This window comes from Pseudacidovorax intermedius, assembly GCF_003350475.1.
Lineage (GTDB): Bacteria > Pseudomonadota > Gammaproteobacteria > Burkholderiales > Burkholderiaceae_C > Xenophilus > Xenophilus intermedius.
Window position 1 is genome coordinate 25,419 of the sequence record NZ_QQAV01000016.1, and the last position, 15,585, is coordinate 41,003.

The 15,585-nt window shown below is 70.0% G+C and carries 16 protein-coding genes; 10 read left to right on the forward strand and 6 right to left on the reverse strand.

The window, feature by feature from the left end; all coding sequences use genetic code 11:
• Nucleotides 1–2 precede the first annotated feature (2 nt).
• Both DFR41_RS25435 and DFR41_RS25440 read right to left on the reverse strand, forming a co-directional pair.
• Nucleotides 3–1,190: an iron-containing alcohol dehydrogenase gene (locus DFR41_RS25435; protein WP_114804798.1), complete on the reverse strand. Its 1,188-nt coding sequence runs from the start codon at nucleotides 1,188–1,190 to the stop codon at nucleotides 3–5.
• A 71-nt stretch (nucleotides 1,191–1,261) separates the two neighbouring features.
• A complete protein-coding gene (locus DFR41_RS25440) occupies nucleotides 1,262–2,254 on the reverse strand; it encodes a Bug family tripartite tricarboxylate transporter substrate binding protein (protein ID WP_114804799.1) in 993 nt (330 codons plus the stop codon).
• 134 nt (nucleotides 2,255–2,388) lie between these two features.
• On the opposite strand from DFR41_RS25440, the gene DFR41_RS25445 reads away from it, so the two are divergent.
• The 6 genes from DFR41_RS25445 (at nucleotide 2,389) to DFR41_RS25470 (ending at nucleotide 7,609) form a co-directional block, all read left to right on the forward strand.
• The gene (locus DFR41_RS25445) at nucleotides 2,389–3,177 is read left to right on the forward strand and encodes an IclR family transcriptional regulator (RefSeq protein ID WP_170159470.1); all 789 of its coding nucleotides are present in this window, start codon (nucleotides 2,389–2,391) and stop codon (nucleotides 3,175–3,177) included.
• Between the two features lie 67 nt (nucleotides 3,178–3,244).
• The gene (locus DFR41_RS25450) at nucleotides 3,245–4,303 is read left to right on the forward strand and encodes a LacI family DNA-binding transcriptional regulator (protein ID WP_114804801.1); all 1,059 of its coding nucleotides are present in this window, start codon (nucleotides 3,245–3,247) and stop codon (nucleotides 4,301–4,303) included.
• Between the two features lie 141 nt (nucleotides 4,304–4,444).
• Nucleotides 4,445–5,314 carry an SDR family NAD(P)-dependent oxidoreductase gene (locus DFR41_RS25455; protein ID WP_114804802.1) on the forward strand — a complete coding sequence of 290 codons (870 nt, stop codon included), beginning with the start codon at nucleotides 4,445–4,447 and terminating at the stop codon, nucleotides 5,312–5,314.
• 31 nt (nucleotides 5,315–5,345) lie between these two features.
• Entirely contained in the window at nucleotides 5,346–5,960 is a 615-nt protein-coding gene (locus DFR41_RS25460) for a carboxymuconolactone decarboxylase family protein (RefSeq protein WP_114804803.1), read from the forward strand.
• Nucleotides 5,961–5,980: 20 nt separating this feature from the next.
• Nucleotides 5,981–6,994 carry a tripartite tricarboxylate transporter substrate binding protein gene (locus DFR41_RS25465; protein WP_114804804.1) on the forward strand — a complete coding sequence of 338 codons (1,014 nt, stop codon included), beginning with the start codon at nucleotides 5,981–5,983 and terminating at the stop codon, nucleotides 6,992–6,994.
• Between the two features lie 81 nt (nucleotides 6,995–7,075).
• Nucleotides 7,076–7,609 (forward strand): carboxymuconolactone decarboxylase family protein, encoded by a 534-nt coding sequence (locus DFR41_RS25470; protein ID WP_114804805.1) that lies wholly within the window; start codon nucleotides 7,076–7,078, stop codon nucleotides 7,607–7,609.
• A gap of 9 nt (nucleotides 7,610–7,618) precedes the next feature.
• On the opposite strand, the gene DFR41_RS25475 is transcribed toward DFR41_RS25470, so the two are convergent.
• A complete protein-coding gene (locus DFR41_RS25475; protein WP_017759635.1) occupies nucleotides 7,619–8,119 on the reverse strand; it encodes a hypothetical protein in 501 nt (166 codons plus the stop codon).
• A 332-nt stretch (nucleotides 8,120–8,451) separates the two neighbouring features.
• Between DFR41_RS25475 and DFR41_RS25480 the strand changes: the two genes are divergently transcribed.
• Nucleotides 8,452–8,991 carry a DUF305 domain-containing protein gene (locus tag DFR41_RS25480; RefSeq protein ID WP_114804806.1) on the forward strand — a complete coding sequence of 180 codons (540 nt, stop codon included), beginning with the start codon at nucleotides 8,452–8,454 and terminating at the stop codon, nucleotides 8,989–8,991.
• On the opposite strand, the gene DFR41_RS25485 is transcribed toward DFR41_RS25480, so the two are convergent.
• Entirely contained in the window at nucleotides 8,988–9,893 is a 906-nt protein-coding gene (locus DFR41_RS25485) for a LysR family transcriptional regulator (RefSeq protein WP_017759633.1), read from the reverse strand. The two genes, DFR41_RS25480 and DFR41_RS25485, sit on opposite strands and share 4 nt — an antisense overlap.
• Before the next feature lie 111 nt (nucleotides 9,894–10,004).
• On the opposite strand from DFR41_RS25485, the gene DFR41_RS25490 reads away from it, so the two are divergent.
• The 3 genes from DFR41_RS25490 to DFR41_RS25500 all read left to right on the forward strand — a co-directional run bounded on the left by DFR41_RS25490 (nucleotide 10,005) and on the right by DFR41_RS25500 (nucleotide 13,219).
• Nucleotides 10,005–10,949: a hydroxymethylglutaryl-CoA lyase gene (locus DFR41_RS25490; protein WP_114804807.1), complete on the forward strand. Its 945-nt coding sequence runs from the start codon at nucleotides 10,005–10,007 to the stop codon at nucleotides 10,947–10,949.
• A gap of 27 nt (nucleotides 10,950–10,976) precedes the next feature.
• Nucleotides 10,977–12,128 (forward strand): CaiB/BaiF CoA transferase family protein, encoded by a 1,152-nt coding sequence (locus DFR41_RS25495; protein ID WP_114804808.1) that lies wholly within the window; start codon nucleotides 10,977–10,979, stop codon nucleotides 12,126–12,128.
• Nucleotides 12,129–12,199: 71 nt separating this feature from the next.
• A complete protein-coding gene (locus DFR41_RS25500; protein WP_114804809.1) occupies nucleotides 12,200–13,219 on the forward strand; it encodes a Bug family tripartite tricarboxylate transporter substrate binding protein in 1,020 nt (339 codons plus the stop codon).
• A gap of 20 nt (nucleotides 13,220–13,239) precedes the next feature.
• On the opposite strand, the gene DFR41_RS25505 is transcribed toward DFR41_RS25500, so the two are convergent.
• The gene (locus DFR41_RS25505; protein ID WP_114804810.1) at nucleotides 13,240–14,466 is read right to left on the reverse strand and encodes a CaiB/BaiF CoA transferase family protein; all 1,227 of its coding nucleotides are present in this window, start codon (nucleotides 14,464–14,466) and stop codon (nucleotides 13,240–13,242) included.
• 55 nt (nucleotides 14,467–14,521) lie between these two features.
• Nucleotides 14,522–15,511 carry a Bug family tripartite tricarboxylate transporter substrate binding protein gene (locus DFR41_RS25510; RefSeq protein ID WP_114804811.1) on the reverse strand — a complete coding sequence of 330 codons (990 nt, stop codon included), beginning with the start codon at nucleotides 15,509–15,511 and terminating at the stop codon, nucleotides 14,522–14,524.
• Nucleotides 15,512–15,585 lie beyond the last annotated feature (74 nt).

A 15,585-nucleotide genomic window follows, 5' to 3' on the forward strand; every position in this document is an offset into this window, starting at 1 on the left:
GCCTACCCCCGCGCTGCTTCCAGCAGCATGCGCACCGTCTCCACCCCCTCGATCGGCCGAGGATTGGTGCGGATCCATGGGTCGAGCATGGCGGCCTGCGCCACGGCCTCGATGGCCTCGTCGTCGTCCAGGCCCACCTCGCGCAGCGTGCGCGGCAGGCCCAGCCCTTCGATCAGTGCCGCCACCGCCTGCCAGGCAGGCACGCCGGGCTGCCCCATGGCTTCACTGATCATCGCGTGCTGCTCGCGCACCACCGGTTCGTTGAAGCGCATCACATGCGGCATGAGGACGCAGGACGTGAGCCCGTGCGGCACGCCGCCCGTGCCGCCCAGGGCGTGGCCGATGCCATGGCTCGCGCCCTTGTTGACGCCGGCCTGCGAGCCCACGGTAGAGAGCCAGCCCGCCACCTGCGCATCGAGCCGCGCGCGCAGATTGGCGGCGTCGTGATGGGTGGCCGGCAACGCGCGGGTCAACAGGCGGATGGCCTGCAGCGCCGTGCCCTGCGAATAGGGCTGCGCGTCGATGGAGCAGATGTCCTCCACGGCATGGTCGAGCGCCCGGACGCCGGTCGACAGCCACAGCGCCTGCGGCGTGGGCAGCGTCACCGACGGATCGAGCACGACGACGCGCGGCACTTGCTGCGGATGGGTAAACACCTCCTTCAGACGCGTCCGCGGATGCGTGACGCCGGCATAGGCCGTGAACTCGGCACCCGCCAGGGTGGTGGGCACCGCCAGCAGCGGCAACTGCGGCGCGCGCACGCCAGCGCCAGCCGCGGTCATGGACTGCGAGGGCGACTTGCGCAGGGCGTCCATGTCGTCCACGGTGCGGACGTCGTTGGCCAGGCAGGTCGCCACCACCTTGGCCGCGTCGATGACGGAGCCGCCACCCAGCGCCACCAGGAGGTCGGCTTCGGCGCGCCGGGCGGCCTCCACCGCGGCGATGACGTCGTCGCGCGGGGTATGGGCGGCGATGCCGCTCCAGGTGGCCGCATGGCGCGCGCCCAGTGCGACGGCCAGGCGCGCGGGCACGTCCGTCTGTTCGGCCAACAGCGCGGCGGTCAGCACGAAGACGCGCTTAGCGCCCAGGCGCTCGGCCTCTGCCGCGACCACCTCGGCCGCCGGCCGGCCAAAGACCACACGCTCGATCTTGGGCAGGGTGTAGATGCCGCGGTACAGCTCGTCATTCATGTCGCTTCGACTCCATGCGGCGCAATGGGCCGCCGTGATGGCATTCGGGGGATCGGTGCATGACGGCCGGCCTATTGCAGTTCCAGGCCGGTGAGCTTGACCAGCGACTTCCAGCGCGCGATCTCCTCGACCTGGTAGCGGCGCATGTCCTCGGGCGTGGAAAGCCGCATGTTCACTAGCTGGCCTTCGTAGAACTTGCGGGTCTCGTCGCTGCGCCCGGCCTGGGTGAACAGTTCGGCGAGCCGCCGCGTCGCCTCGGGTGGCGTCCTGGCGGCCACGGCCGCGCCCACCCAGGTGAAGGCGTCGAAGGCGGCCAGGCCGGCCTCGGGCGCGCTGGGCACGTCGGGCATCAGGGGCGAGCGCTGGGGCGCCGCGAGCATCAGCCCGCGCACACGGCCCGACTTGACGAGCTCGACCGTGCTGCTCGCGTCGACGATGGCGAAGTCCACGTTGCCCGCCATGACGGCGGCACCGGCATCGCCCGAGCCCTTGTAGTTGATGGGCGTGGCCTTGATGCCGGCAAGCTGGTCCATCCACTCCGCATACAGCGTGTACGAGATCGAGCCCGAGCCATAGTTGAGCGCACCGGGCCGCTGCCTGGCATCGGCCACCAGATCGGCCACGCTGCGGTAACGCGAGGTCGGCGGCACCACCAGCATCACGGGCGCGCCCACCAGCAACGAGATCGGCGCAAGGTCGACCAGCGGGTCGTAGGGCAGCTTGCGAAAGGCCGCGGCATTGGTCGCCAGGGTCGAGTTGCTGCCGAGCAGCACCGTGTGCCCATCGGCCGGCGCATTCAGCACCATCTGCACGGCGATGAAGCCATTGCCGCCCGGCTTGTTCTCCACGATGGCGGGCTGGCCCGACATCTCCCCGAGCAGGCGCGCGAAGTGCCGCGCCGCGATGTCCGTGCCGCTGCCCGGCGGAAAGGGCACCACGAGCTTGAGCGGGCGCGATGGGAAGGGCTCCGTCGCCGCGAGGGCGCCCGTCGCCTGGGTGGCCGCGAGGCCAGCACCGCCAAGCAGTGCAAGCCATCGGCGGCGCGTGAAGGAATGCTGGGGCATGACGATGTCTCCGTTGTTGTTGCCGACCGCTGTCGATCATGGGCGGCAGCCCCTTCTTCCTCAACCGGGCTCACGCCAGTCATTTCCATAGAATGGAAAACTCCCGCTCGCACCCCGTACCCAGGAGCTGCTCCTTGCGACCTCGCAAGCCTGTCGACCACACCGACACCGCCACCAACCAGACCCTGCGCCGCGGACTGGCACTGCTCAAGGCCTTCCGGCCCGGCTTTCCCGTCCTGACCAACGGGGCCCTCGCGGAGCTGAGCGGGCTGGCGCCGTCGACGGTCAGCCGCATGACCGGGGCGCTGATCGAGGCAGGCCTGCTGCGGCAGTTGCCGGGCGCGGGCGGCTATGCGCCCACGGCGGCCTGCATCAGCCTGGGCTTTGCGACCTTCCAGGCGATGGCACCGGTGCGTCAGCAGGTGCTGGCCCGCATGGAAGAGGCCGCCGACCGCCACAACGTGAGCGTGAGCCTGGCCGCCCCCGACGGCGACGACATGGTCTACGTCGACACCTTCCGCCGTGCGCGGCGCGAGACGCTGATGCACATTGCGCCGGGCGTGCGCATTCCCATGACCTACACCGCCCTCGGCACGGCCGCGCTGGCCTGCATGCCGGCACAGGCGCGGTCCGCGCAGATCGAGCACCTGGTCGCGCGCCACACAGGTGACCGCGCCGCCTTGCGCGCGCAGATCGAAGCGGGCGTGCAACACCACCAGATGCACGGCTGGTGCCAGGCCTCGTGGGTGGCCGACGTGGTGGGCGTGGCGCGGGCGGTGCACTTGCCGGCGCACGGCATCCTCAGCTTCAACTGCGCCGGTTCGTCGGCGCAGATGAGCGCCTCGAAGATCGAGCGCAAGCTGGTGCCGCTGCTGTTCGAGCTGACCGAACTGGCCCTGGCCGCCGACAGCGAAGCGCGCTGATGGCATCGGCCGTCGGCCCCAGAGCCGACCCCTAGAATCCGCCCGCTCCAGCGCCCCTCACCCGCCCATGAAACACCACGCCAAACGCGCCAGCATCAAGGACGTGGCGGCGTTCGCGGGCGTGTCGCTGGGCAGCGTGTCGCGGGTCATCAACAAGGCCGGCAACGTCGGCGACGAAGTGCGGGCGCGGGTGGAGCGCGCCATGCGCGAGCTGGACTATTCGCCCGACCAGACGGCGCAGGCCTTGCGCTCGCGCAGTTCGCGCACGGTGGGCTGCATGTTCACCGACGTGGCCAACCCGCTCTATGCGCGGCTCTACCAGACCTTCGAGACCAAGCTGCACAAGGCTGGCTACATGGTGCTGCTGGCCAACAGCCTGAACGACCTGCAGCGCGAGCGCGAGATCCTGTCGATGTTCCAGAGCCGCCGCATGGACGGCGCCATCGTCGCGCCGGGTCACGAGCGCGATCCGGCCCTGCTGGAGACGATGGACAAGCTGGGCCTGCCCGTGGTCGTCCTCGACCGCGACATGGACGTGGCGCACGACCGCGTGCTGTTCGACCACCTGCGCGGCCTGCACGACGCCGTGCAGCACCTGGCCGCGCTGCAGCACCGCGACGTGGCCCTGCTCATCGCCGATGTGCCCAACCGGCCGATGCGTCGACGCCTCGAAGGCTTCAAGGCCGGGCTGGAATCCGCCGGTCTGGCGTTCCGACCGGAGCGGGTGGTGCGGCTGGGCTCATCGACCAGCCCGGCCTATGACGAAGTGCTGCGGCTGCTGCGCCCGGCCGACCGGCCGACGGCGCTGATCACCCCCGGCACCAGCGTGCTGGCCGATGCGCTCAACGCGGCCGAAGCGCTGGGCCTGCAGGTGCCACGCGACCTGTCCATCGTGAGCCTGGGCGACCCGGACTTTGCCCGCCATCACCGGCCCTCGATCACCAGCATCGCCATCGACCACGAGATCGCGGCCGAGGCCGGCGTGGACATGCTACTCAAGCGCATGCGCGGCGAACCGCCCGCGCAGCCGCGCGAGGCCATGGCGCCCGCGCGCTTCGTGGCGCGCGAGTCGACCGGGCCCGCCCCCACCCTGCCCCTTCGCCGCGCACGCACCCCCCGCCCCTGAGACATCCGCCGGCCGGGCAGCGGTACTAAATACACCTCGTGGTGAAACGTTTCACCCTGGGGAAAACGCTCTTCTTGTGCGGTTGCGCGCAGACCTACGCTGAGGCCATCACTCCATGGGCCATCGGCCCCGAGGTCCCGCGTGAACACCACTCCGACCCCTTTCGGCGCCGCCGACCATTCCCAACCCGCAAGCAGCCGCCTGGACGGCCGCGTCGCCATCGTGACCGGCGCCGGCTCGCGCACCGCCGACGTGGGCAACGGCCGCGCGGCCGCCATCCTGCTGGCACGCCGCGGCGCCCGCGTGCTGCTGCTCGACCTGCAATCCGATGCCGCGCGCGAGACGGAGCGCACCATCGCGGCCGAGGGCGGGCAGGCGATCACGCTGGCCTGCGATGTGGCCCAGGCCGAGGCCTGCCGCCAGGCCGTGGCCACGGCCGTGGAGGCCTGGGGGCGCGTCGACATCCTGGTCAACAACGTCGGCATCGGCGGCCCCGGCGGCAGTTCGGTCGACCTGGACCTGGACGAGTGGGACCGGGCACTGCGCATCAACGTGACCTCGATGATGCTGATGGCCCGCTATGCCATCCCCGAGATGCGCAAGCTGGGCCGCGGCGCCATCGTCAACATCGCGTCGGTGGCGGGGCTCATGGGCGGCACGCCGGCCCTGCTCTATCCCACCTCCAAGGGCGCGGTGGTCAACATGACGCGTGCCATGGCCGCGCACCACGGCACCGAGGGCATCCGCGTCAACTGCGTGGCGCCCGGCATGGTCTACACGCCCATGGTCGCGGGCCGCATGACGCCCGAGGTGCGCGAGGAACGGCGCATGCGCTCGCTGCTGCAGACCGAAGGCTCGGGCTGGGATGTGGGCCAGGCCGTGGCCTACCTGGCCAGCGACGAGGCACGCTGGGTCACGGGCGTGATCCTGCCCGTGGATGCCGGGGCCACCGCCGGCAAGGCGCCCTCGCCGGGCCTGAAGCCCGACGAGCGCGAGGCCAAAGCCGGCTGAGCTCACCCCTGCCCCATCGCCAGCCAGCCCCATGCCCCGCATCCCCCTGCTCCCCGAACACCCGGCCGATCCGCAGGCCGCCGCCCTCTTCGACGAAGTGCGCCAGGCCCGCGGCCCGGACTTTCCGATGCCACATCTCTACCGCGTGCTGGCCACGGCGCCGGCCATGTTCCGCGGCTGGCTCGACTTCGCCTGGCCGCTGCGGCAGAACGCCCACACGCCCCGCCCGCTGCGCGAGCTGCTGATCCTGCGCGGGGCACAGATCTCCGGCACCGCCTACGAATGGGCCCACCATGTGCCCATGGCGCTGGAAGCCGGCGTGAGCCAGGCGCAGATCGATGCGCTCGCCGATTGGCAGGCATCGGCGCTGTTCGACGGCCCGCAACGCGCCGTGCTGCAGCTGGCCGATGAGGTCACGCGCGGCCCGGCCGCCTCGAACGCCACGTTGGAGCAGCTCAAGCAGAGCGGCTTCGACGATGCCGCCGTGGTGGAGCTGGTGCTCACGGCGAGCTTCTACGTTTGCGTCGGGCGCTTTCTGCAGTCGATGGACATCGAGCTCGAGCCCGGCGACGACGCACTGTCGGCGTCCATGCGGACCGCCGACGCGCCCCCCACCGCCAACCCGCCCTCGGGCCCTGTGCACTGAACCCACGAAAGGATTCCGCGATGACGCACCTTCCTCGCACGCCCCGCCGCCGCGCATGGGGCGCTGTCATTGGCCTGCTGCTCAGCGCCGGCCTGCTGGCCGCCACGCCGGCTCAGGCCCAGGCGCAGAGCCAGATCGGCACCTTTCCCGACCGGCCGCTCAAGATCATCCTGATGTTCCCGGCCGGCAACGGGCTGGACACCAGCACCCGCAACTTCGCCGATGCGCTGGGCAAGGAACTGGGCCAGCCGGTGGTGGTCGACAACCGGCCCGGGGCCAATGGCGTCATCGCCTTCTCGGCCGTGCGCTTGGCGCCGGCCGATGGCTACACGCTGCTGGTGGGCAGCTCGTCGGGCATCACCATCCCCGTCGCCTACGGCAAGAGCCTGCCCTACGACCCGTTCAAGGACTTCAAGCTGGTCGGCGGCATGCTGCGCGCGCCGGCCATCCTGACGGTGCCACCCGACTCCAAATTCACCACCATCCGCCAGATGATCGAGGTGGGCAAGGCCAAGCCCGAGCCGCTGACCATCGGCACCTATTCCGACGGCTACTACCTCACGTCGCAGCGCCTGGCCAACCTCGCCGGCATCAAGCTGCGCAACGTGCCCTACAAGGGCTATCCGGCCTCGCTGCCCGACCTGGCGGCCGGCCGAATCGACATCGGCTACGGCGACGCCACGGCCACGCAGGAGCTGATCAAGTCCGGCAAGATCCGCGCCCTGGCCGTGACGGGCACCACGCGCCATCCCAACTACCCGGACGTGCCCACGGTGGCCGAAAGCGGGGTGCCCGACTTCTCGTACTACAGCTGGGACGTCTTCCTGGTGCGCAACGAGACGCCGGCGCCCATCACCGAGAAGTTGATGACCGCGGTCAAGCGGGTGCTCCACGGCCCCGACTATCCGGCCTTCCTGCGGGCGAATGGCTCCGAGCCCATGCTCGACGACATGCCCGCCATCCAGAAGATGATGACCGACGAGGTCACGCTCTACAAGTCGCTCATCGCCAGCACCAGCGCCGAAAGCCGCTGAGCGCTCTGCCCACTGCGCATCGCGCACTGCCCATTGCATCGGCCGCCCGCCAGCCGATGCGGCTCAACCCCACACCACACCATGGCCCGCGTTCCCTACTTCGACCTCGACCAAGCCTCCGACAACTACCGCCAGCTGATCGGCTCGCGCCCACCCCTCAACCTCTACCGCATGCTGCCGCACGCCGGCAAGGTGGCCGAGGGCTTCCTGGCGCTGGGCGGCGCCATCCTGCGCGAGAACCGGCTGGACTCGCGCCTGCGCGAGATCGCCATCCTGCGCGTGGGCCTGCTGTGCGGTTCGAGCTACGAAGTGCACCAGCACCGGCGCGTGGCGCGCAGCGTGGGACTGGCCGACGACAAGGTGGCGGCCCTGGAAATCGGCGCCGACACGGGTGCGCTCGACGACACCGAGCGCATGGTGCTGGACTACGTCGACCAGGTGGTGACTCACGTCAAGGCACCCGACGCGATGTTCGACGCCCTGTGCCAGCAACTCTCGCCCGCCCTCGTGGCCGAGCTGACGCTCGTGATCGGCTTCTACATGATGGTGAGCCGCTTCCTCGAGAACTTCGAGGTGGACATCGAGGCGCCAGCCGCGACGCAGAACGCCGGTTGAGGCCCGGCCTCAACTGACCTTGCCGTCTTCCTGCTTGGCCTGGGCCATGGCCTCGGGCTCCAGTTCTTCCGCCTCCCGGTTGTAGCGGATGAAGACGCCCCACCCCGCGAGCAGCACGCCGACGGCAACGACGAGGGCGCTGGCGTAGAGCATGTCTGCCGGCGCCCTTTGCGCCTTGAAGGCGGCCACCAGCCCCTCGACCGCGAGCGCCACCACCAGCACGACCAGAAAGCGCGACAGGAAGCGGCGCACCCGCGTCGGTCCGCTGATGTGGGCTTCGCGCACCACCTCCTCTTCCGCGATGGTGCGCGAGATCTGCAGCGCCACCACCGCCGAGGCCAGCACGCCCAGCGCCTCGATGATGGAAGCGGCCGAGCCGCGGTCCAGGCCGGCACCGAAGGCATCCCAGCCGATGCGCGCCGCGATCACCAGCAGCATCAGCGACGCCACCGCGAACACCACGGCCATCAGGGCGTGCACCAGAGGGAAGAGGTCGAGAAAGCGCTTCATCGGCTGAACCGTTGCTGCATCTCGGCGCAGCACGTGTCAGGCGAGGCAGCATCTGCAGGACGGCGGGCAGGCCGCAATCATTCGGCGACGCGCGGCACCACTGCCGCACCGGGGCCCTTCACCATTGCGCCTTTCCAGATGCCCCTGCGCACCACGTCCGTCGGCGCATGAGGAGCGGGACTACGAAAGCCGGTGATCGGGCGGCGTACGCTGGCCCCGCATGTCGCATCCACTCATTTGCGCTGGAGGCCGTTATGGATATCCGAACACCGCCCAACTCCGGGCGCCCAGATGCTGAGCAAAGTCCAAGCCGCGAGCACCAGATGCCTTTGATGAAGACGGGCCGCTACGGCCGTTTCTGGGCGATGGTGGCCACATCGGCCGTGCTGGGTTGGGGCGCGATGTATCTCAACACCTATCAATTCGACCATGTGCTGTTCAGTTGGACCCGCGTGTTCATGGCACTGATCATGGGCGGCCTCATGACCGCCGTCATGATGGCGTTCATGTGGAACATGTACCCGAGCAGACGGATGAACCTGGCGGTCATGGGCATCGCCTTCGTGCTGTTCATGGCGGGACTGGGCCTGGTCAGGTCCCAGGCCACCGTCAACGATCTGGCGTACATGCGGGCCATGGTTCCGCATCACTCCATCGCGGTGCTGACCAGCAGTCGTGCCCAAATCGCGGACCCGCGGGTGCGCAAGCTGGCCGACGGAATCATCGAGGCGCAGGTGCGGGAGATTGCCGAAATGAAGATGCTCATTGCGGATATCGAGCACAGCGGCCCGCGAGGTGCCGCGCCTTTGCCTTCCCGTTCGACGGCACTGACGCCGGAAATGAAGCGGCGTGCGGAGGACGGCGCGCGCTAGACGGCTGCGGCCACGGCAGCCAGATGCTCCGCGAGCAGCCGTGCGGCCGGTGAGAGCTGCGCGGCATCGCGAAAGCAGATCGCGAAGCGCCGCTGCGCCCATGCGTCGGTGAGCGGCACCACCCGCAGGCGCGCGTCGGGACGCGCGTTCTCCACGATCTCCCGCGGCACCACGGCCACGCCCAGCCCGGCCTGCACGCAGCGCAGCGACGCATCGAAGGTGGAGACCACGGCCCGGTAGTAGATCGGCCGGCCAATGATGGCCGCGGCACGGGCGAGCAGCGTGTGCACGGCCGTGTTGGCCGGCAGGCCCACATGGTCGTGCGCCAGCGTCTGCGCCAGGCTGCAGCGCTTCAGGCGCGCCAGGGGATGGCCGCGGGGCACGGCCACGGCCAGCTGGTCGCCACGGTAGGGCAGCGTCTGCAGGCCCTCGAGGTCGGCCGCGTCCCAGCACACACCCAGCGGCGCCAGACCTTCGCGCAAGGCCTGTACCAGGCTGGCGCTGGTGCGCTCCTCGATGTCCACGCGGATCTGCGCGTGCGCAGGCTGCTGCAGAAAGGTCGCAATGTCGTCCGGCAGATGCTGCGAGATCGACGAGACCGAGGCCAACACCCGCACCTGCCCCTTCACGCCATGGCGCCACGCGCTCATGTCGCGGGCCACGCGGTCGGCCGTCGCCAACATGGCCCGCGCATGCTCCAGCAGGATCTCGCCGGCGGCGGTGGGCACCACGCCCCGGCGGTGCCGTTCGAGCAGCGGCGCCTGCACCTGCGCCTCCAGCTGTGCCAGGCGCTTGCTGATCGCGGAAGGGCCCAGGTGCTCCTGCTGACCGGCGCGCGCCATGTTGCGGTGGTCGCACACGGCGGCGAAGAGACGCAGGGTGGTGAGGTCGAGATCGGGCATGGTCAGCCTTTCCGGGTCGGAAACCCTGGACGGAAGAATCATCACTTTACCGTCGCTTCAGGCACTTCTACATTGCCCGCCAGAGACAACAGCCGCCACACACAGACGCCCATGGCCCCGCATTCCTACCCCTCCCACGTCACGATCCGCGAGGTCGGCCTGCGCGATGGGCTGCAGAGCATCGCCACCATGGTGCCCACCGCCGCCAAGTGCGAGTGGCTGCGCCAGGCCGTGGCGGCCGGCCAGACCGAGATCGAGGTGGGCTCCTTCGTGCCGCCGCGGCTGATGCCGCAACTGGCCGACACCGGCGAGGTGCTGGCCTTCGCCAAGACCTTGCCGGGCCTGCGCGTCTCGGTACTGGTGCCCAACCTGCGCGGTGCCGAGCGCGCGCTGGAGGGCGATGCCGATCTGATGATCCTGCCCCTGTCGGCCAGCCACGCCCACAGCCTGGCCAACCTGCGCAAGACGCCCGACGAGGTGGTGGCGGAACTGGCCCGCATCCGCGCGGCGCGCGACGCCTCGGGCCGCAAGACGCTGATCGAAGGCGGCGTGGGCACGGCCTTCGGCTGCACGTTGCAGGGCCGCGTCGAGCCCGCCGAGGTGCTGCGGCTGATGCAGGCCCTGCTCGACGCCGGTGCCGACCGCGTCAGTCTGGCCGACACGGTCGGTTATGCCGATCCGGCCTCGGTCGGCCGGCTGTTCGAGCAGGCGCTTCGCATCGCGGGCGATCGCTTCTGCTGCGGCCATTTCCACGACACGCGTGGCCTGGCCCTGGCCAATGTGCATGCGGCGCTGCTGCTGGGCGTGAAGCGCTTCGACGCCTCGCTGGCCGGCATCGGCGGCTGCCCGCATGCGCCGGGCGCCAGCGGCAACGCGGCCACGGAAGACCTGGCCTTCATGGTCGAAGCCATGGGCATCCGCACCGGGCTCGACCTTCCGGCCCTGCTGGCGCTGCGCACCCAGGTGGCGGGCTGGATCGCGGGCGAGCCCATGCACGGTGCGCTCTGGCGCGCCGGCTTGCCGAAAACCTTCCAAGCCGTGGCCGAGCCGGGCTGACTCCATTCACACAGGCAACGACCACCCATGACCCCCGACTCTTCCGCCCTGCCGCTGACCGGCCTGCGCGTCCTCGAATTCACCCACATGGTGATGGGCCCCACCTGCGGGATGATCCTGGCCGACCTGGGCGCCGAGGTCATCAAGATCGAGCCGCCGGGCGGCGACAAGACGCGGCGCCTGCCCGGCCTGGGCATCGGCTTCTTCCGCAGCTTCAACCGCAACAAGAAGAGCGTGGTGCTCGACATCACGACCGAGGCCGGCCGCCAGACGGCCGCCGAGCTGATCGGCACCTGCGACGTGGTGCTGGAGAACTTCCGCCCCGGCCTGATGCAGGAGCTCGGTCTTGACTACGCCACGCTCTCGGCGCGGCATCCGGGCCTGATCTACGTGAGCCACAAGGGCTTCCTGCCCGGCCCCTACGAGAAGCGCCTGGCGCTGGACGAGGTGGTGCAGATGATGGGCGGCCTGTCGTACATGACGGGGCCGGTGGGCCGGCCGCTGCGGGCCGGCACCAGCGTCAACGACATCATGGGCGGCATGTTCGGTGCCATCGGGGTGCTGGCCGCGTTGCGCGAGCGCGAACGCACCGGCCGCGGCCAGGAGGTGCAGAGCGCGCTGTTCGAGAACTGCGTCTTCCTGTCCTCGCAGCACATGCAGCAGTACCTGATGACTGGCGAGGCACCGCCGCCCATGCCGTCGCGCGTTTCCGCCTGGAGCGTGTACGACGTCTTCACCCTGGCCGGCGGCGAGCAGCTGTTCATCGGCGCGGTGAGCGACAAGCAGTTCGCCACGCTGTGCCGCGTGCTGGACTGCCCCGCCTTGACCCTGCGGCCCGAGTACGTCGACAACGCCGCCCGCGTCGCCGTGCGGCCACAGCTGCTGGCCGAGCTGGGCGTCATCCTGGCCGATCACCGGCTGGACGAGTTGGCGCCGCGGCTGGAGGCCGCCGGAATTCCCTATGCGCCGATCGCGCGGCCCGAGCAACTCGTGGACGATCCCCACCTGCGCCAGAGTGGTGGCCTCGCGCCCATGGTGACCGACGACGGCGGCACCACCGACGTGGTGCTGCTGCCCCTGACCCTCGGTGGCCGCCGGCCCGGCGTGCGCATGCCGTTGCCGCGCGTGGGTGAGCACAGCGAGGAGATCCTGTCCGCCCTCAAGGCCACTGCAGCCTGAGCTTCGAAGAAGGCCGCGCGCGCTGCGCCGCGGCCTGCCCCCGTATCGCATTCAGAACGATGGAGACACCCATGAAGATCGCCAATGCCCGCCCCTTCCTGCCCGCACGCCCCGCCGCGCTGCGCCGCCGCACGCTCATGGCGTGCGGCGCTGCGGCCGTGGCGCTCGGCCTGGCCGGCGCCGTCCATGCGCAGGGCAGCACGCCGCTGCGCGTCATCCTGCCGGTGAGCGCCGGCTCGGGCGTGGACGTGATCCTGCGCTCGGCCCAGGTCGCGCTGTCGAAGGCACTGGGCGGCCAGCCGGTGGTCATCGAGAACATGCCCGGCGCGGGCGGCATCACCGGCACGCAGGCAGCGGTCCGGGCCGCGCCCGGCGGCAACACCATCGCAGTGGTCTCCAACAACCATGCCGTCAACCCCAGCGTGTTCCGCAAGCTGCCCTACGACAGCCTGGGCGACATCACGCCGATCACGGTGATCGGGGGCTCGCCCTTCGTGTTCGTCGTCAATCCGGCGAAGGTGCCGGCACGCAATGCCAGGGAGCTGCAGGCGCTGCTCAAGAGCAAGCCTGGCGAACTCAACTTCGCGTCCTCAGGCAACGGCACCATCATCCACCTGGCCGGCGAGCTCGCGGTGAGCGAGCTGGGTGGCAGCGCACGCCACATCCCCTACAAGGGCATGGGCCCCATGATCACCGACCTGATGAGCGGCCAGGTCGAGATGGGCGCGGCCGCGGTCGTCGCGGTGCAGGGCCAGATCAAGGCCGGCCAGCTGCGGCCCATCGGCGTGATGGGCAAGGAGCGCGTCAGCGCCCTGCCCGACGTGCCGACGCTCGCGGAGCAGGGCTTCCCGGGCATCGACATCGCGGGCTGGTTCGCGGCGGTGGGGCCCAAGGGCCTGCCGTCGGCGCAGGTCAAGCGCCTGCACGATGCCTTCGTCATCGCCTTCAACGATCCGGAGGTGAAGGCCGGCTTCGCCAAGCGCGACGACCAGTTGATCCTCAACAGTCCCGAGGAAGCCGCGCGCTTCCTGAAGTCGGAACAGGAGCGTTACGCGGCGCTGGTCAAAAAGGCCAACGTGATCGCCGAATAGGCGCCGCCGCCGTAGGGGCTTCAGGCGGCCTGCTTCACGGCACCCGCGGCCGCCAGCGATTCGATCTCCTCGGTCGACAGCCCCGCCTCGCGCAGCACTTCGGCGGAATGCTCGCCCAGCGTCGGCGCCAGGCGCGCGATGCGTGCCGGCGTCGTGCCAAAGCGCACGGGCGGCCGCACCTGCACGGTGGGGCCCTCGGTGGGATGCTCGTGGGTCTCGAACAAGCCGACGCTGACCAACTGGGGATGCTCGCGCAGCTCATCGAGCGCGTAGATGCGCGTGGCCGGGATGTCCAGCGCTTCGCACAGTGCCAGGCAGGTGTCGCAGTCCATGTCCGCCACCACCGCGGCCAGGTCGGCGTACAGCTCGCGCACACGGGCATTGAGCTGGCTGCGGTCCATCGGGCCGTACTTCTGCAGCAGGGCCGCATGGCCGGTGCGCTCGAACAGCGCCTGCCAGTGGGCCGGTGAGTACGGCAGCACCGTCACATGGCCGTCGCGCACGGCGATGGGTCGCCGCCCGCCATTGAGCACCCGCGCGTAGCCGGGCTCCGCCGTGGCCGGCTCGAAGGCATGGCCACCCTGGTGCTCGACCAACGTGAAGGCGGTCATCGCCTCGAACATGGGCACTTCCACATACTGGCCCTGGCCGCTGCGCGCACGGTGCAGCAGCGCGGCCGTCACGGCCTGCGCCACCATCAGGCCCGCAGCCTTGTCCGCCACCAATGTGGGCATGTAGCGCGGCTGCGCGCCGTCGCGCAGGTTCAGGTCCACCAGGCCGCAGCCCGACTGCACGATGTCGTCGAACACCGGCTTGCCGGCGAAGGCGCCGCCTTCCTGGTAGCCGGTCGCCACGCAGTAGACGATGTCGGGTTTGACCCGGCGCAGTGCCTCGTAGCCCAGTCCGAGCCGCTCGATGGCCGGCACGCGCATGTTGTGGACGAACACATCGGCCGTGGCCGCCAGCCGCAGCAGCGCCTGCACACCCTCGGGCCGCTTGAGGTCCAGCGCCAGCGAGCGCTTGTTGCGGTTGATGGTGAGGTAAATCGAGCTCATGCCGCGGTGGCGCGACACGCCATTGGCCCGCATCAGGTCGCCCTCCAGGCTTTCGACCTTGATCACGTCCGCACCCTGGTCGCCCAGGATCTGGGTGGCCAGCGGGCCGAGCACCACGGCGGTGAGGTCGAGGACGCGCAGGCCCGCAAGCGGCCCGCTGGCGGAGGAAGAGTTCTGCTCGGAAGGCTTCATGGGATCCAAAGAAAAAAGGCCGGCACGCGCATGGCGTCCACCGGCCGGGTCATCGTCATTGCTGCACCAGGCCGGCCGCTTCGGCCACGCGCTTGAAGCGCTCGTACTCGCGCTGCTGGAACTTGCGCATCTCGTCGCCCTTGAGGTCCAGGAAGTCGGCGCCCCGCTGCTGGCGGTAGGCCACGGCCTCCGGCTGTGCCATGACTTCGGCCAACGCGCCGATCAGCTTCTGGGTGATGTCGGCGGGCGTCTCGCTGCGCACGAAGAAGGAGCTCCAGACGTAGGTCTCGAAGTCAGCGAAGCCGCTCTCGATCATGGTGGGCACCGCAGGCAGCGTGCCCATGCGCTTGGCGCCGGTCACAGCCAGCATGCGAATGCGGCCTTCCTTCTGCATCTCGACAAAGGCCGAGGGGTCGACGATGGCCACTTCCAGCTGGCCGCCGATCACGTCGGTGACCATCTGCGAGCCGCCCTTGTAGTTGATGTGGTTGATCTGCGCGCCCGAGGCCGTGCCCAGCCACGCGGCCACCAGTTGATAGCCCGCTGAATAGTTGCCCACTGCGATCGGCCGCTTTTCGCGCTTGGCGGCGGCCACCACGTCCTGGATGCTGTGTGCGGCCGAATCGCCTTTCACCACGAAGGCGGCCGGGCCGACGGCCGAGCCCACCAGCGGCTTGAAGTCCTTGAACGGGTCGTAGGGCAGGTTCTTCATCACGGCCGGATTGACCGACATGGGCGAGTTGCTGGCCAGGAGGATGCTGTAGCCGTCGGCCGGGGCCGACTTGACCGACTGCACCGCGATCAGACCGCTACCCCCGGGCCGGTTCTCCACGATCACCGGCTGGCCCAGCTTCTTGCCCAGCAGGTCGCCGTAGAAGCGCGAGTCAGAGTCGGAGCCGCTGCCCGCGGTGAAGGGCACCACGATGCGCAGCGGCTTGGTGGGAAAGCCAGGCTGGGCCAGCGCGGCCGGGCTGGCCGCCAGCAGTGCGCCGCTGGCGCCGATGGCGCCCAGCGCGGCCAGGAAGGCGCGACGTTCAAGGGTCATGGGATGTCTCCGTCTGTGTAGATGTGGATTCACGCAAGTCCGGGAAGGCCCGGGGTGGACCTCGCTTGCCTGGG